Source organism: Chitinophaga sancti, assembly GCF_034424315.1.
Classification (GTDB): Bacteria; Bacteroidota; Bacteroidia; order Chitinophagales; family Chitinophagaceae; genus Chitinophaga; species Chitinophaga sancti.
Window position 1 is genome coordinate 2,339,683 of the sequence record NZ_CP139972.1, and the last position, 19,870, is coordinate 2,359,552.

The 19,870-nt window shown below is 47.1% G+C and carries 3 protein-coding genes; all 3 read right to left on the reverse strand.

From position 1 onward, the window contains the following. Positions 1-21: 21 nt before the first annotated feature. From dltA to U0033_RS08920, 3 genes are read right to left on the reverse strand one after another with little or no spacing between them, the layout of a single operon-like run. On the reverse strand, positions 22-11,346 hold the full coding sequence (gene dltA / locus U0033_RS08910; protein ID WP_326980866.1) for a D-alanine--poly(phosphoribitol) ligase subunit DltA: 11,325 nt from the start codon (positions 11,344-11,346) through the stop codon (positions 22-24). A 2-nt stretch (positions 11,347-11,348) separates the two neighbouring features. Further along, positions 11,349-14,717, reverse strand: a complete 3,369-nt coding sequence (locus U0033_RS08915) for a non-ribosomal peptide synthetase (RefSeq protein WP_322518504.1) — start codon at positions 14,715-14,717, stop codon at positions 11,349-11,351. Beyond that, positions 14,714-19,858, reverse strand: a complete 5,145-nt coding sequence (locus tag U0033_RS08920) for a non-ribosomal peptide synthetase (RefSeq protein WP_072365607.1) — start codon at positions 19,856-19,858, stop codon at positions 14,714-14,716. The genes U0033_RS08915 and U0033_RS08920 overlap by 4 nt, the downstream gene beginning before the upstream one ends. Positions 19,859-19,870 lie beyond the last annotated feature (12 nt).

Genomic DNA, 19,870 nt, shown 5'->3' on the forward strand with positions numbered 1-19,870 from the left:
TCCTGTGATTGGATTATTTCATTAATCTTCATCAATATTGGCGTTGAAAGAAAGTGTCCTCTTCATCGAATGTTGTATCTCAGATTCATTGAGATATTCCAGATTATCAATTGCCATATCAGGATCTGCAAGCACAGCGTCCATCAGCTTACAGAGGTGGGTGGCCATACGTTCTATACGCTCACGGTTGAAAATTGCACTGTTATATTCAATGTTGCCATAAAGTACATCACTGTGTTCATTATGATAAAACTGGAAGCGAAGGTCTCCTTTGCTGATGTCCAGGGAAGCTGTTTCTGCAACAACTTCCAGTCCATGCATCTTTAGCTGCTTTTCATCATTGAGCCGTACATTCTGTAATATCACCACCACATCCGACAATGGTGACCGGCTCAGATCTCCACCAAGGCCCAGCTCTTCCACCAACATATCAAACGGGTAAACCTGGTGATCAAAACCTGACAAGGTCGTATCCCGCACAGAAGACAACAACTGTTTAAAACCGGTGTTGCCATTTACTTCATTTCTCAGCGCCAGCGTGTTCAGGTAATAGCCTATCTGGTCTTCAAGGTCAGGATGATGACGGCCAGCAACAGGGCTACTAATGATCAGGTCTGACTGCCCGCTGTAACGGTACAGCAAGACATTTACCAATGACAGCACCCCCATAAACAGGGTAGCATCCTGGCCATGCAGCAGCTCCTGATAGCTTTTGCCTGAAGCTGTGTCAAACCGGAAGCTCACATGTCCTCCATGGTGCGCCTGTACCTGTGGACGGCTGTGATCTGCAGGCAGCTCCAGCAAGGGCAGCTCTCCGGACAAACGAGACAACCAGTAATCACGGTGGGTAGCCAGCTGATCACCGCTTAGCGCAATTTGCTGCCATACCGCGTAGTCTTTATATTGCAGGGGCAGTACACTCATCGATAGTGAATGGCCAGCCGTATGATGATTATAGACTTTTACCAGCTCCCGAACCATCACCTGCATGGACCATTCATCGGAGATGATATGATGCATCGACCAGGCCAGCAGCCATTCTGTGGCAGAGAGCCGCAGCAACGCCACCCGCAGCAATGGACCACTCTTCAAATCAAAACCGGCGTTGATAAAATCGCGGATATAGTCCTGTGCAGACTCCTCAGGTGAAGGTAATCCGCTAAAATCCCGGGTACTCCAGTAACCGTCAGCGGCTGCTGCTAATATGCGCTGACGCGGCACACCCTCCCGCAGCACAAAAACAGTACGAAGGATCTCATGACGATCCGACAGCTGGCGGAAGGAAGCCTCCAGCGCAGCAATATCCACTGCGCCATGCAGACGATACACCACAGGAATATTATAAGTAGCGCCATGGCCATGTAACTGATCCTGCACCCACAACCGCTGCTGGGAATGCGACAATGGGTAATCAGCCATGACATCAGCTAATGGAATGGGCTCATAACTGGTGTGAACACTGGCTTTGATCAGTGACGCCAGCTGGTGTAATACAGGATGGGAGAACAGCTCTGCTATCGTAAGCTGTACGTCCAGCTCCTTATAGATACGGGCAATCAGCTGAATAGCTTTCAGCGAAGAACCTCCTATGGTAAAGAAATTATCGCCACGTCCTACACGGGATAACCCCAGCACCTGCTGCCACAAGGCGGATAGCTGTTGTTCCAGACCCGCCTGCGGTGCATCGTAAGTACTTTGCAATAACATTTCTTCAGGACGTGGCAAGGCATTGCGGTCTACCTTGCCATTCATGTTTAAAGGAAAAGTATCCATCCAAACATAATAGCCGGGCAACAGCGCAGCGTTTAGTTTTGCAGACAACAAGCTGCGCAGCTCTTCAGCCTCATAGCGGTGCCCACTATAATAACACAGCAGCTCCTGACGGAAATCTTCCCCCGTATGTACTACCAGCTCTGTGCGGGACACACCCTCCTGTTCCAGCAACGCCGCCCGTACCTGCTCCAGCTCTATACGCACACCGTTGATCTTCACCTGCTCATCGCGGCGGCCAAGAATTTCAAGGCTCCCATCGCGGCGGTAACGGCCCAGATCTCCCGTACGCCATAACTGGTCGCCGGCAGCCCCATTCAAGGGGTTGGCTACCAGATACCCACTGTTAAGATCTGCAGAAACATAACCTTTGGTGATATAAGGACTCCTGATATATACCTCTCCCATTTCTCCGGCAACACAAAGATGATGGCTGTTATTGATCACGCCCACCAGTGTATCGGCTACCGGAAATCCTACCGGCAACACTTCTCCCGCCTGCCAGTCCCAGTGATCAATATGAAAACAGGTTTTCAGTATCGTCGTTTCTGTTAATCCGTACAAATTAGACAGACGTGCTGCTGTACCATTGGCGGCTTTCCAGTTTAGTACATCCCTGCCGTATAAACGCTCTCCTGCCAGCACCACATAACGCAAAGCTGTGAACGGCTGACCGGACTCCTGCAGGCTGCCGGTAATCAAACGGAAAACAGAAGGTACCGTCTGCAGCAGTGTGATCTCTTCACTTCGTAACCATTCCACTAACAGCGCAGGATTATTTTTTATGTTGCTTTCAGGCATACAGATGGTAGCCCCTCCGATAAGGCCTGTCAGTATATCTTTCAGTGAGGCATCAAAAGTCATCGGTGCCAGCTGGCTTATCCGGAAACTGCCATCTATCCCCCATTCCCGGTGATGCCAATGAATATAATGGCTAAGTGATGTATGAGAACCTATTATTCCTTTGCTTCTACCCGTAGACCCTGAAGTATAAAAAATATAGGCACTGTTAAATTCACTATACGACAGATCCACATTGGAAGTACTGAAAACAGGATGCTCCATCTGATCCTGATGATAGACAGTCAATGGCAATACTACATCTGCAGGGATATCAATCACCATCAGTGTAGCTACTTTAACCCCATGTCTGGCTAAAAACTGTTGTAACCCTGCCACATGTGCAGCAGTGGTGATGATCGCTTTCATGCCGGTATCTTCCATCACCTGTAATAGCTGCTGCGCTGCCTGGTCGGCCGACATTGGCACATATACGGCTCCCGCCTTAAAGCACGCTAACAGGGCAAGCACCTGCAAAGGACCGCCGCCGGCATAAACACCAACCGTACTTTCATGTCCGCAGTCAAAAGACAATAGTCCATGGGAAAGCTGGTTAGCGTAACTATTTAACTCTTCGTAGCGCACACAAAGGCCATAACCGGATAGCGCTATCCGGTCAGGATACTGCCTCACGCGTTCCTCTATCACACGATGCAACAGCGGCTGCGCCACACCTGGAAGGGGGGCCGTAAACCAGCTCTCATCTTCCTGCTCTCCTGCTGCCTGGTAAACAATATTATCTATTGCCATATCAGGATCTGCAAGCACAGCGTCCATCAGCTTACAGAGGTGGGTGGCCATACGTTCTATACGCTCACGGTTAAAAATTGCACTGTTATATTCAATGTTGCCATAAAGAACATCACTGTGTTCATTATGATAAAACTGGAAGCGAAGGTCTCCTTTGCTGATGTCCAGGGAAGCTGTTTCTGCAACAACTTCCAGTCCATGCATCTCTAGCTGTTTTTCATCATTGAGCCGTACATTCTGTAATATCACCACCACATCCGACAATGGTGACCGGCTCAGATCTCCACCAAGGCCCAGCTCTTCCACCAACATATCAAACGGGTAAACCTGGTGATCAAAACCTGACAAGGTCGTATCCCGCACAGAAGACAACAACTGTTTAAAACCGGTGTTGCCATTTACTTCATTTCTCAGCGCCAGCGTGTTCAGGTAATAACCTATCTGGTCTTCAAGGTCAGGATGGTGACGGCCGGCAACAGGGCTGCTAATGATCAGGTCTGACTGCCCGCTGTAACGGTACAGCAAGACATTTACCAATGACAGCACGCCCATAAACAGGGTAGCATCCTGGCCATGCAGCAGCTCCTGATAGCTTTTGCCCGAAGCTGTGTCAAACCGGAAGCTCACATGTCCTCCATGGTGCGCCTGCACCTGTGGACGGCTGTGATCTGCAGGCAGCTCCAGCAAGGGCAGCTCTCCGGACAAACGAGACAACCAGTAATCACGGTGGGTAGCCAGCTGATCACCGCTTAGCGCAATTTGCTGCCATACCGCGTAGTCTTTATATTGCAGGGGCAGTACACTCATCGATAGTGAATGGCCAGCCGTATGATGATTATAGACTTTTACCAGCTCCCGAACCATCACCTGCATGGACCATTCATCGGAGATGATATGATGCATCGACCAGGCCAGCAGCCATTCTGTGGCAGAGAGCCGCAGCAACGCCACCCGCAGCAATGGACCACTCTTCAAATCAAAACCGGCGTTGATAAAATCGCGGATATAGTCCTGTGCAGACTCCTCAGGTGAAGGTAATCCACTAAAATCCCGGGTACTCCAGTAACCGTCAGCGGCTGCAGCTAATATGCGCTGACGCGGCACACCATCCCGCAGCACAAAAACAGTACGAAGGATCTCATGACGATCCGACAGCTGGCGGAAGGAAGCCTCCAGCGCTGCAATATCCACTGCGCCATGCAGACGATACACCACAGGAATATTATAAGTAGCGCCATGGCCATGTAGCTGATCCTGCACCCACAGCCGCTGCTGGGAATGCGACAACGGATAATCAACCATGACATCAGCTAATGGAATGGGCTCATAACTGGTGTGAACACTGGCTTTGATCTGTGACGCCAGCTGGTGTAATACAGGATGGGAGAACAGCTCTGCTATCGTTAGCTGTACGTCCAGCTCCTTATAGATACGGGCAATCAGCTGAATAGCTTTCAGCGAAGAGCCTCCTATAGTAAAGAAATTATCTCCACGTCCTACACGGGATAACCCCAGTACCTGCTGCCACAAGGCGGATAGCTGTTGTTCCAGGCCCGCCTGCGGTGCATCGTAAGTACTTTGCAATAACATTTCTTCAGGACGTGGCAAGGCGTTGCGGTCTACCTTGCCATTCATGTTTAAAGGAAAAGTATCCATCCAAACATAATAGCCAGGCAACAGCGCAGCGTTTAGTTTTGCAGACAACAAGCTGCGCAGCTCTTCAGCCTCATAGCGGTGCCCACTATAATAACACAGCAGCTCCTGACGGAAATCTTCCCCCGTATGTACTACCAGCTCTGTGCGGGACACACCCTCCTGTTCCAGCAACGCCGCCCGTACCTGCTCCAGCTCTATACGCACACCGTTGATCTTCACCTGCTCATCGCGGCGGCCAAGAATTTCAAGGCTCCCATCACGGCGGTAACGGCCCAGATCTCCCGTACGCCATAACAGGTCGCCGGCAGCCCCATTCAAGGGGTTGGCTACCAGATACCCACTGTTAAGATCTGCAGAAACATAACCTTTGGTGATATAAGGACTCCTGATATATACCTCTCCCATCTCTCCGGCAACACAAAGATGATGGCTGTTATTGATCACGCCCACAAGTGTATCGGCTACCGGAAATCCTACCGGCAACACTTCTCCCGCCTGCCAGTCCCAGTGATCAATATGAAAACAGGTTTTCAGTATCGTCGTTTCTGTTAATCCGTACAAATTAGACAGACGTGCTGCCGTGCCATTGGCGGCTTTCCAGTTTAGTACATCCCTCCCGTATAAACGCTCTCCTGCCAGTACCACATAACGCAAAGCTGTGAACGGCTGACCGGACTCCTGCAGGCTGCCGGTAATCAAACGGAAAACAGAAGGTACCGTCTGCAGCAGCGTGATCTCTTCACTTCGTAACCATTCCACTAACAGCGCAGGATTATTTTTTATGTTGCTTTCAGGCATACAGATGGTAGCCCCTCCGATAAGGCCTGTCAGTATATCTTTCAGTGAGGCATCAAAAGTCATCGGTGCCAGCTGGCTTATCCGGAAACTGCCATCTATCCCCCATTCCCGCTGATGCCAATGAATATAATGGCTAAGCGATGTATGAGAACCTATTATTCCTTTGCTTCTACCCGTAGACCCTGAAGTATAAAAAATATAGGCACTGTTAAATTCACTATACGACAGATCCACATTGGAAGTACTGAAAACAGGATGCTCCATCTGATCCTGATGATACACAGTCAATGGCAATACTGCAGCTGCAGGGTTATCAATCACCATCAGTGTAGCTACTTTAACCCCATGTCTGGTTAAAAACTGTTGTAACCCTGCCACATGTGCAGCAGTGGTGATGATCGCTTTCATACCGGTATCTTCCATCACCTGTAATAGCTGCTGCGCTGCCTGGTCTGCCGACATCGGCACATATACGGCTCCCGCCTTAAAGCACGCTAACAGGGCAAGCACCTGCAATGGACCGCCGCCGGCATAAACACCAACCGTACTTTCATGTCCGCAGTCAAAAGACAATAGTCCATGGGAAAGCTGGTTAGCGTAACTATTTAACTCTTCGTAGCGCACACGAAGGCCATAACCGGATAATGCTATCCTGTCAGGATACTGCCTCACGCGTTCCTCTATCACACGATGCAACAGCGGCTGCGCCACACCTGGAAGGGGGGCCGTAAACCAGCTCTCATCTTCCTGCTCTCCTGCTGCCTGGTAAGCAATATTATCTATTGCCATATCAGGATCTGCAAGCACAGCGTCCATCAGCTTACAGAGGTGAGTGGCCATACGTTCTATACGCTCACGGTTGAAAATTGCACTGTTATATTCAATGTTGCCATAAAGAACATCACTGTGTTCATTATGATAAAACTGGAAGCGAAGGTCTCCTTTGCTGATGTCCAGGGAAGCTGTTTCTGCAACAACTTCCAGTCCATGCATCTCTAGCTGTTTTTCATCATTGAGCCGTACATTCTGTAATATCACCACCACATCCGACAATGGTGACCGGCTCAGATCTCCACCAAGGCCCAGCTCTTCCACCAACATGTCAAACGGGTAAACCTGGTGATCAAAACCTGACAAGGTCGTATCCCGCACAGAAGACAACAACTGTTTAAAACCTGTATTGCCATTTACTTCATTTCTCAGCGCCAGCGTGTTCAGGTAATAACCTATCTGGTCTTCAAGGTCAGGATGGTGACGGCCAGCAACAGGGCTGCTAATGATCAGGTCTGACTGCCCGCTGTAGCGGTACAGCAAGACATTTACCAATGACAGCACACCCATAAACAGGGTAGCATCCTGGCCATGCAGCAGCTCCTGATAGCTTTTGCCCGAGGCTGTGTCAAACCGGAAGCTCACATGTCCTCCATGGTGCGCCTGCACCTGTGGACGGCTGTGATCTGCAGGCAGCTCCAGCAAGGGCAGCTCTCCGGACAAACGAGACAACCAGTAATCACGGTGGGTAGCCAGCTGATCACCGCTTAGCGCAATTTGCTGCCATACCGCGTAGTCTTTATATTGCAGGGGCAGTACACTCATCGATAGTGAATGGCCAGCCGTATGATGATTATAGACTCTTACCAGCTCCCGAACCATCACCTGCATAGACCATTCATCGGAGATGATATGATGCATTGACCAGGCCAGCAGCCATTCTGTGGCAGAAAGCCGCAGCAATGCCACCCGCAGCAATGGACCACTCTTCAAATCAAAGCCGGCGTTGATAAAATCACGGATATAGTCCTGTGCAGACTCCTCAGGTGAAGGTAATCCACTAAAATCCCGGGTACTCCAGTAACCGTCAGCGGCTGCAGCTAATATGCGCTGACGCGGCACACCATCCCGCAGCACAAAAACAGTACGAAGGATCTCATGACGATCCGACAGCTGGCGGAAGGAAGCCTCCAGCGCAGCAATGTCCAATGCGCCATGCAGACGATACACCACAGGAATATTATAAGTAGCGCCATGGCCATGTAACTGATCCTGCACCCACAGCCGCTGCTGGGAATGCGACAATGGGTAATCGGCCATGACATCAGCTAATGGAATGGGCTGATAACTGGTGTGAACACTGGCTTTAATCAGTGACGCCAGCTGGTGTAATACAGGATGGGAGAACAGCTCTGCTATCGTAAGCTGTACGTCCAGCTCCTTATAGATACGGGCAATCAGCTGAATAGCTTTCAGCGAAGAGCCTCCTATGGTAAAGAAATTATCTCCACGTCCTACACGGGATAACCCCAGCACCTGCTGCCACAAGGCGGATAGCTGTTGTTCCAGACCCGCCTGCGGTGCATCGTAAGTACTTTGCAATAACATTTCTTCAGGACGTGGCAAGGCATTGCGGTCTACCTTACCATTCATGTTTAAAGGAAAAGTATCCATCCAAACATAATAGCCAGGCAACAGCGCAGCGTTTAGTTTTGCAGACAGCAAGGTGCGCAGCTCTTCAGCCTCATAGCGGTGCCCACTATAATAACACAGCAGCTCCTGACGAAAATCTTCCCCCGTATGTACTACCAGCTCTGTGCGGGACACACCCTCCTGTTCCAGCAACGCCGCCCGTACCTGCTCCAGCTCTACACGCACACCGTTGATCTTCACCTGCTCATCGCGGCGGCCAAGAATTTCAAGGCTCCCATCACGGCGGTAACGGCCCAGATCTCCCGTACGCCATAACTGGTCGCCGGCAGCCCCATTCAAGGGGTTGGCTACCAGATACCCACTGTTAAGATCTGCAGAAACATAACCTTTGGTGATATAAGGACTCCTGATATATACCTCTCCCATCTCTCCGGCAACACAAAGATGATGGCTGTTATTGATCACGCCCACCAGTGTATCGGCTACCGGAAATCCTACCGGCAACACTTCTCCCGCCTGCCAGTCCCAGTGATCAATATGAAAACAGGTTTTTAGTATCGTCGTTTCTGTTAATCCGTACAAATTAGACAGACGTGCTGCTGTACCATTGGCGGCTTTCCAGTTTAGTACATCCCTGCCGTATAAACGCTCTCCTGCCAGCACCACATAACGCAACGCTGTAAACGGCTGACCGGACTCCTGCAGACTGCCGGTAATCAAACGGAAAACAGAAGGTACCGTCTGCAGCAGTGTGATCTCTTCACTTCGTAACCATTCCACTAACAGCGCAGGATTGTTTTTTATGTTGCTTTCAGGCATACAGATGGTAGCCCCTCCGATAAGGCCTGTCAGTATATCTTTCAGTGAGGCATCAAAAGTCATCGGTGCCAGCTGGCTTATCCGGAAACTACCATCTATCCCCCATTCCCGCTGATGCCAATGAATATAATGGCTAAGTGATGTATGAGAACCTATTATTCCTTTGCTTCTACCCGTAGACCCTGAAGTATAAAAAATATAGGCACTGTTAAATTCACTATACGACAGATCCACATTGGAAGTACTGAAAACAGGATGCTCCATCTGATCCTGATGATACACAGTCAATGGCAATACTGCAGCTGCAGGGTTATCAATCACCATCAGTGTAGCTACTTTAACCCCATGTCTGTTTAAAAACTGTTGTAACCCTGCCACATGTGCAGCAGTGGTGATGATCGCTTTCATGCCGGTATCTTCGATCACCTGCAATAGCTGCTGCGCTGCCTGGTCTGCCGACATCGGCACATATACGGCTCCCGCCTTAAAGCACGCTAACAGGGCAACCACCTGCAAAGGACCGCCGCCGGCATAAACACCAACCGTACTTTCATGTCCGCAGTCAAAAGACAATAGTCCATGGGAAAGCTGGTTAGCGTAACTATTTAACTCTTCGTAGCGCACACGAAGGCCATAACCGGATAATGCTATCCTGTCAGGATACTGCCTCACGCGTTCCTCTATCACACGATGCAACAGCGGCTGCGCCACACCGGGAAGGGGGGCCGTAAACCAGCTCTCATCTTCCTGCTCTCCTGCTGCCTGGTAAACAATATTATCTATTGCCATATCAGGATCTGCAAGCACGGCGTCCATCAGCTTACAGAGGTGGGTGGCCATACGTTCTATACGCTCACGGTTGAAAATTGCACTGTTATATTCAATGTTGCCATAAAGAACATCACTGTGTTCATTATGATAAAACTGGAAGCGAAGGTCTCCTTTGCTGATGTCCAGGGAAGCTGTTTCTGCAACAACTTCCAGTCCATGCATCTCTAGCTGTTTTTCATCATTGAGCCGTACATTCTGTAATATCACCACCACATCCGACAATGGTGACCGGCTCAGATCTCCACCAAGGCCCAGCTCTTCCACCAACATATCAAACGGGTAAACCTGGTGATCAAAACCTGACAAGGTCGTATCCCGCACAGAAGACAACAACTGTTTAAAACCGGTGTTGCCATTTACTTCATTTCTCAGCGCCAGCGTGTTCAGGTAATAACCTATCTGGTCTTCAAGGTCAGGATGGTGACGGCCAGCAACAGGGCTGCTAATGATCAGGTCTGACTGCCCGCTGTAGCGGTACAGCAAGACATTTACCAATGACAGCACACCCATAAACAGGGTAGCATCCTGGCCATGCAGCAGCTCCTGATAGCTTTTGCCCGAAGCTGTGTCAAACCGGAAGCTCACATGTCCTCCATGGTGCGCCTGCACCTGTGGACGGCTGTGATCTGCAGGCAGCTCCAGCAAGGGCAGCTCTCCGGACAAACGAGACAACCAGTAATCACGGTGGGTAGCCAGCTGATCACCGCTTAGCGCAATTTGCTGCCATACCGCGTAGTCTTTATATTGCAGGGGCAGTACACTCATCGATAGTGAATGGCCAGCCGTATGATGATTATAGACTTTTACCAGCTCCCGAACCATCACCTGCATGGACCATTCATCGGAGATGATATGATGCATTGACCAGGCCAGCAGCCATTCTGTGGCAGAAAGCCGCAGCAATGCCACCCGCAGCAACGGACCACTCTTCAAATCAAAACCGGCGTTGATAAAATCGCGGATATAGTCCTGTGCAGACTCCTCAGGTGAAGGTAATACACTAAAATCCCGGGTACTCCAGTAACCATCAGCGGCTGCAGCTAATATGCGCTGACGCGGCACACCATCCCGCAGCACAAAAACAGTACGAAGGATCTCATGACGATCCGACAGCTGGCGGAAGGAAGCCTCCAGCGCAGCAATATCCACTGCGCCATGCAGACGATACACCACAGGAATATTATAAGTAGCGCCATGGCCATGTAACTGATCCTGCACCCACAACCGCTGCTGGGAATGCGACAATGGGTAATCAGCCATGACATCAGCTAATGGAATGGGCTGATATTCCTCCTTTCTTATATCTTTCAGATATGTTATGATAGCCTCCTTATTTCCCCTGATCTGCTCAAGAATAACCGGAGTTAAAATGCCAGCGGGAGCACTTAGTTTCAGCTGAGCATCCACCAGCTGAAGTTGAACTCCTTTCTTCCGGAGTTCATTTAATAATAATTCCATCTTCATAGAAATATTTCTTCTGCGTCACCTGATAAATCAGTAGTAACCGGGTTATTAATCCATAACAACATCTCGATCTTATCAGAAAACTGATAGAGCAGTGGGTTTATAAATATATCTTCCAGTTTAAGTTTTAGGGAGAGCTCTTTTAAAATCCGGGAGTTAACCTGTATTACCTTCAGAGAATTTCCACCTAATTCAAAAAAATTATCATCCAAACCTACACGCCCATTTCCCAGTACATCTTCCCATATGCGGGCCAGTGTCTGTTCTGTAGCTGTTTCCGGTGCACGGTAAATCTGTCGCAGTGCTTCCGGCGCCGGCAGTGATTTACGGTCTATCTTACCGTTACCCGTAAGTGGCAGCTGCTCCAGTTCCATGAAATAGGCAGGAATCATATATTGTGGCAACCGGGTTTGCAGCCAGGATCGTACAGATGCTGCCGATACTGCCTTATCGACCGTATAATAGGCTACCAGTGACTTTTCTGTTCCTTTATTGTATACAGTTACTATTGCCTGACGAAGTAAACCTGATGAAAGCAGGCTTTCTTCAATCTCTCCAAGCTCTATGCGATAACCGCTGATCTTTACCTGATTATCTTTACGACCATAGAATACTACTTCTCCATCAACAGTCCAGCTCGCGATATCTCCTGTCCGGTATAATTTACCCCGGCCATAAGGATGAGCGATGAAACGGTCCTGCGTCAGTAAGTCATTGTTCAGGTATCCTGCCGCGACTCCGTCTCCGGCTATACATAACTCTCCCGGCACTCCTACCGGTTGTAATTGCTGATGACCATCCAGTATATAGAGTTGGGTATTGGCCAACGGGCGGCCGATAAGATGAGATTGTTCCGTACTCGTTACCTCCAGTGCTGTAGAAAATATCGTGGTTTCTGTTGGACCATACATGTTCCATACACGGCCTGTAAGATGCAGCAGCTGCCGGATCAGGCCTTCTGTCATCGCTTCACCTCCGGAGATGACCTGCAGGCCCGCACGGCCCTTCCAGCCACTCTGCAACAACAGATTCCACATCCCGGGGGTTGCCTGCAGTATTGTGGCCTCACTACTGTTAAGTAAAGCACTCAGCTGGTCTGGCATGTTGCAAACATCATTACCTGCTAATATCAACCGGCAACCCATGGTCAGCGGGAGCAACAGCTCTACAACTGACATATCAAAAGTATAGGTCGTAATTGCCACCAAACGGTCGGCCATACTCACACCCAGTTTCTCTTTAATATAGCACAGTACATTTACGACTCCTTTATGCGGCACCAGTACTCCTTTCGGACGCCCGGTAGAACCGGAGGTATAGATGACATAAGCAATATCTTCCGGATGAATTTTAACGGCAACACCAGCTGCATTATAACCATTAAGCGTACTTTCTTCACTGAGGTTCAGTACAGCAACTCTTCCCTCATAGGAACTGGTGGTATTATCTGTAAGGATAAGCCGCAGCTGACTGTCTGCTATAATATATTCCAGCCTGTCTGCCGGATGCGTCGGGTCCAGTGGCACATAACCTGCTCCTGATTTCAGGATCCCCAGTATACCGATGACCAGGTATTCATTACGTGCGGTGCTGATACCTATCAATTCATTGTTTGTGATGCCATGAACACCCACCAACCTGTCTGCAAGCTGATTAGACAAACTATCCAGTTCCCGGAAAGAAAATGTTTTCCCCCCGCTGACAAGTGCTGTTTCATCAGGATGAAGGGATGCCTGTTGTACAAAACAGCTCACAAGATCCTGCCTGTTTAAATCCCAGGCTTTACTGGTTTCATTGAATACCTTCAGCAGCTGGACCTGCTCTGCTTCAGGAATATAATTAAGATGACCTATCGCCTTTTCCGGTGCCTGAAGGATTTCTTCCAGCAAACATTGCATATGAGTGGCCATACGCTCTATCCGTGCACGGCTATATATATCTGTATTATACTCGATATTCAGATTAAGTTCATTTCCCTGTTTCTCGAAATAAAAAGTAAGATCAAACTTGCTGACAACATCACCCAGTTGAATTCGTTCGGCCTCAATTCCATTAAAGGCAATATCCCCTGTACTATCCTGTCCGCCGCTATGCCATACCACCATTATTTCAAATACAGGAGACCGGCTCAGGTCGCGTTTCAAGCCCAATTCATCTACCAGCAGATCAAAAGGATACGCCTGATGGGTGAATCCTTTCATAGTTGTTTGCCTTGTTTGGCTGAGTACATTTACAAAACTATCTTCCGCAACAATTCTATTTCTGAACGCCAGTGTATTAACATAAAAGCCAATTTGTTCTTCCAGATCCGGATGTTCCCGACCGGCTACAGGTGTACCAATAATTACATCTGATTGCCCACTGTATCGGTACAGTAAAACATTAACGAGAGATATCACACCCATGAACAGGGTTGCCTGTTGTTCTTTCAGCAGTTGCTGGAACCTTGAACTCTGGCTTAAAGAAAATGAATGTCTGGAATAGGCCCCCTGATGTTTGAGCACCGCAGACCTTTTATAGTCAGTTGGCAGATCCAATACAGGTAGTTCTCCTTCGAAATGAGATAACCAATAACTTCTATGTTCCTTAAACTGTTCACCTGTTAATTCCTGTTGCTGCCAGGCAGCATAATCTTTATACTGTATGGTCAGTTCCGGCAACAAAATCTTTCTTCCTTCTACTATTGCATTATATGTCTGATTTATTTCCCGAACCATTACCTGCATAGACCATTCATCAGAAATAATATGATGTATAGCGCAAAGAAGTACAGATAGTGAATCGGTTATCCTGAAAACTACAACCCTGAATAGCGGGCCGTTTTCCAGGTCAAATTGCTTCATACTTATATCCCTGGCACTTTCCATCGCTAAACTTTCCGCATCCGGTGATGTGCGGAAATCATGGATCTCCAGGCTGGTATTGACATCCTGCTCTGACTGAATCCGCTGCCTGGGTTCTCCATCTCTTAATACAAACACAGTTCGCAGACTTTCATGACGTTCCACCAGATGACGGAATGCAACAGACAAAGCATTAACATCCAATAGTCCCTTCATCTTATAAAGAGTGGATATATTATATGCTACCGACTGTCCATTGAACTGACTCAATACCCATAATCGTTTCTGCGAATTGGATAATGCATAGCTTTCCATCAGTGGTACTTTAGGAATAGGCTGGTAGGCCTCTTTCTTTACCTCGCTGAGGTAGCTTATGATTTCCGCTTTATTGTTCCTGATCTCATCCAGATGAGCTGATGTCAATGTTCCCGATGGTGCATTAATCTTCACCTGGCCATCAACAAGCTGGATTTGCACACCTAGCTTACGAAGTTCATTCAGTAAAATTTGTAACTGCTTCATATAATGATTTCATCGATGTTATTTGATAAATCAGATTTTGTTGGTGTATTAATCCACATCAGTAATGCAACACGTTCTGTAAACTGTGCGAATACAGGGTTAATAAACAAATCTCTCAATTCCAGCTTAACGGAAAATTCCTTAAATACTCTGGAAATTACCTGTATTGCCTTTAAAGACTGGCCTCCGATCTCAAAAAAATCATCATTCATACTAACATTGGGGCGCTGAAGCACATTTTCCCAGAGGCGGGCCAAATCACGTTCTAATGGTGTTTCAGGGGCATGGTAGCTGTGAGGGCTGGATACAGGTGCGGGTAGTAACTTTCTGTTTATCTTGCCATTTGGTGTTAATGGTAACTGTGTCAACAACACGAAAAAAGATGGCACCATATAATAGGGCAACCGGGTATGTAAGTACTCCCTTAATGCAACCAGGTTCTCATTTTTAGCAGTATAGTATGCCACCAGCGTTTTTCCTGCATCATTTAGCAAAACATCTACCACTACCTGATCTACCAATCCCGAACCTAATAGACACTTTTCGATTTCACCCAGTTCTATACGGTATCCGCGAATCTTTACCTGCGTATCCCGTCTGCCAGAAAAAATAACATTGCCATCCGACTCCCAGCACCCAATATCACCGGTACGGTATAATCTTCCTTCTCCAAATGGGTTTACTACAAACCGCTCATGGGTCAATTCCGGTTTATTAAGGTATCCAAGTGCGACCCCGGCACCGGCTATGCATATTTCACCCGGAACCCCAACCGGCTGTGGCTGAAGCGTATGATCAAGTATATATACCTGCGTATTGGCAATTGGCTTGCCTATAATATGTGTTCTCCTTATATCTGTAACCGGAAAATAGGTAGCACATACGGTTGTTTCTGTTGGTCCGTATGTATTATACAGGGCAACTTTACCGAGTAAGCGATCCACATAGGAAGGCAATAATTCATCTCCTCCGCTGATAATAACCCGGAGCGTACCAGGGAATTGCAGACGGGTATTTAGTTCATTCAGGATGAGCGGTGTTACACTTAAAACAGTGACGTGTTCTCTCTCAATCATATCACATAGTGATTCAATGTCACGGCCTCCTTGTTCCGACAGCACCAATACTCCCCCTTTGAACAATACAGGAAACAATTCTTCTACCATCGTATCAAAAGCGATAGATGATTGCAGCACTACCCTGTCATCTTTACTAATATTGAAATATGTACAAAAAGCATGTATATAGTTAGTCAGCGAACCGCGCGATACCATGACACCTTTCGGCTGTCCGGTAGACCCCGAAGTATAGAGGATATAAGCCGGTGTATCAGGAGGTACTTTATGGCTGTATGTTGAAGAGGTTATTTCATTTGCGGTAATGATGTCAGGAATGGAACATACCCTTACCTTTCCACCATAAGCATGTACCGTTCCATCCGTAAGCAGCAGCCTAAGATCACTGCTCTCAAACACATAGCGAATCCTGTCTTCAGGATATTCCGGATCAACAGGAACATAGGCAGCCCCCGCCTTGAGTATACCCAAAATACCTATAACCAGCCATTCATTTCTACCAGTGCTGATTCCAACCAGTCTGTTATTACTTTCTCCCAGCCAGTCTGCCACCATTGCGGCCACCTTATCGGCACGCTGATTAAGCTCATCATAAGAAATCACCTTATCTCCGCAAACAAGAGCCGGAGCTTCCGGTCTGCGCATCACCTGGTTTTCGAAAAATTCAGTCAGCTCCATATCCGTTCCCCAGTCAACAAGGGTATTATTAAATTCATATAGTACCCGTTCACGTTCTTCCTTCAATAGCAAGGCTACCTGGTCAACGGAAATCAGAGGACGCTCACATACCTGCTGTACGATATTCCCTAAATGATGGCATATCCCGGAAACATATGCTTCATCATATAGTGTGGTATTGTATTTTATCTTTAAAGAAAGGATATCCTCATTTATACTGAATTCAAAAAGAAGGTCATTCAGACAAGTATCATTTTCAATTTCTGCAGTACTTGTTTCAAGATCAGCGAAGACTGTATCAAATCCGAGCCCCTGTTCAAAATTCTGGAATATTACCAGCACATTGTAAGTAGAAAAATCGGTTACTTTCTGCAGACCGGTATTCACCTCTTCAATATGGCAGGTTTGATGGTCATAAATTAATAACAGGTCCTGATGTATTTTCTTCAGAAAGTTCACATAATGCTCTCCGTTTTCCAGCTTAACATTAACCGGCAGAACATGAAGAAAATACCCGATCTGATCTTCCAGCTGCGGATGGGTACGACCGGCAGTATCTATTCCGATCATCATATCGTCTGTACCTGCATAGTTATACTTATTGATCAGTAACGATATAGCAGAAATAATTACACTAAAGAATGATACACCATGGGTATAGGCAAGTGTGTTAATTGCAGCAGTTGTTCCGGCAGCATAGTGCTTTTTAAAAACGGCTCCCTGCGCCATTTCCTTTTCCGGTACCGTATGCTTATTTGTCGTTACCGGGATACGAAAACCTGCAGATACATCTCGAAGATATTTTTCCCAGAACAACCTGTTCTGCTGATATTTTTCTGTCAGCAGCAACTGTTGCTGCCAGAAGACAAAATCCTTATATTGAATTTTTTCAGACACTGGTTCCGGGGCCATTCCATTTTTAAGCAATTGGTATAATGCTGCCAATTCTTTTCCGATAAGCTGAATGGACCATCCATCGCTGATAATATGATGAATGGATAAAACAAAGACCCATGTGTCCGCAGAGACTTTTGCAAGATAGGAACGGCATAAAGGCGCCTGCTCAATATTAAACGGCATACGGGCTATCCGCTGCTTTTGCTTTTGCAACAATGCGTCCGGATTTATTTCTGCAGTCAGGTCTTCCGTCTCCCATACCGGCTGCACCTCTTCTGCAGGAAATAAAACCTGCATAGGTTCATTATCCTTCCATTGAATGGCTGTTCTGAGCACATCATTATTACGGATCAATAACTGAAATGCCTGTTGCAGGATTTCCTCTTCCAGATGCCCTTTCATATCTACGGCAAAGCAAATATTCATGTTAGCTGATTCAGGTGCCATCATATGAGCTACATAAATCTGCTTTTGGCCCCAGCTGAGCGGATATACCGTTTCGTAAGGAGATTTTTTTATGTTCCGGCCAATATAATCATGTTCTCTTTTTTGTTGTTTTAGTAGTGTTTCCAGATTATTAATGGAACCAGCTTCGTATAACATTGAAAAAGAGATATCAAATTTATGCCGGCTAAGTGCGTTGATCAATGAGAGTGCTTTCAGACTACTTAAAGCTGCGTTAAACAAGCTCTCATCCGGCTGCACATCACTGCCTACACCAACCTGTTTCAGCACCTTGGCAAGTAAACCGGAAATATCTTCACCACCGGGATCTCCAGACAGGTCATTTTCAAGTTGTTGCATCAATGCTATTTCACCGTTGAAAGTTCCCCGGATCAGATCTTCCTTCAACCTGAAGTGCATTACCTTTCCACTCGTAGTTTTAGGAATACTGCGTATAGGCAATATATAGTCCGGATAGATATCCATTCTGGCCGCCAGCAGTTCTCTTATCAGAACAGCCTGTTGCCCGAATGCACCTATATTACCTTTAAACAATACAAAAATCGCTACCCTGGCTGTTATATGAGGAGATGACACCCCGATCGCAACAATACTCCCGGGTCTAATATTCAGTTCGCGCTCTATCAGTTGTTCAATATCATGGGGATAATAGTTCTGCCCGTTGACTATAATAATATTTTTCTTCCTGCCTGTTATTATCAGATGATCATTATAAGTAAAACCCACATCTCCGGTTCTCAGCCAGCCATCAGCAGTAAACAAGGCAGTATGGTCTGGTTGTTTGTAGTAACCTCCGGTAACATTTTTTCCTTTTACCTGAATATTGCCAACATAACTGGGAGGCAGCACATTATCCTCATCATCTGCAATTCTTACCAGACAATCATTTACAGGATATCCACAATTCGCAAAACTCAGACAATCCGGATCACCCGGTGTTCCTATCTCCACATTTTCTCCTATCTGCAGGTGATCTCTTTTGCAGGAAACAAAAGAAAGCCGATGACCTGCGTCGGGCAGCGTTACCGCTACAGAGGCCTCAGCAAGGCCATAACCGGGATACATGGTATCTTCCTTTAATCCATACTGATGTAACTGCCGGCAAAATTGTCGTGTAATACTTTCGGAAATTGGTTCCGCGCCATTGACAATCACCCGGATGCCATCCAATTGCCAGTTTATTGTTTGTTTATTAGACTCCATGGACTTCATGAGATACTGAAAACCAAAATTCGGAGAGTACAGTATGCTGGCATTTAGTCTGCTGGATAATTCCATCCAGAGCAACGGACGTTTAATAAAAAGTGTAGTCGGCATTATAACCTGATCACAACCTGCAACTACACATGTAAGATGAAAGCAGATCATACCCATATCATGCGTAAGAGGTAGCCAGGAAAAGGCTACATCATTACCCGTAATAGCCAGCCTTGATGCAATGGCGCGGGTATTAGACAAAAGGTTAGCATGTGTAAGCACTACTCCTTTAGGGTCACCGGTGGAACCGGAAGAGTACTGGATATAGGCAATATCGTCTTCATAAATGGCTGGCAACAATGGCATATGAAGCGCCCCTGTCGAACGGAGGCCATGAGGGTTAATCCGTCTTACATTTATGTGCTCAGTATTATCAGTATTTTGTAGGAAATTATCAAAATCGCGAAGAAAATTTTCTTCTGCTATAAGACAAGGATGTTCAAGCTGATGTAGGATTTTACAAACTTTTTCTTTGTGTTGTTCCTGGCTTCCCGTAGCTATAGGCACAACAATGATTTTTGTCAGCACACAGGCCCAGAACAACTTCAGAAAAAATTCATTATCGCTGATGATCAGCACCAGCTCGCTCCGCTCCTTCAATCCTAAATCCTGCAGTGCAGCTGCAATATTAAATACCTCGTGATAAAAATCCCTGTAGGAGATGGAGTAATAATCGTCTCCACCACTGACCAACGTTATTTTTTTACCGGACATTGCCGCATTTTTCAGACTCTCGGCAAGCGTAAAACAGGTTAAAAGCGTTTCCATAACTACCTTGGG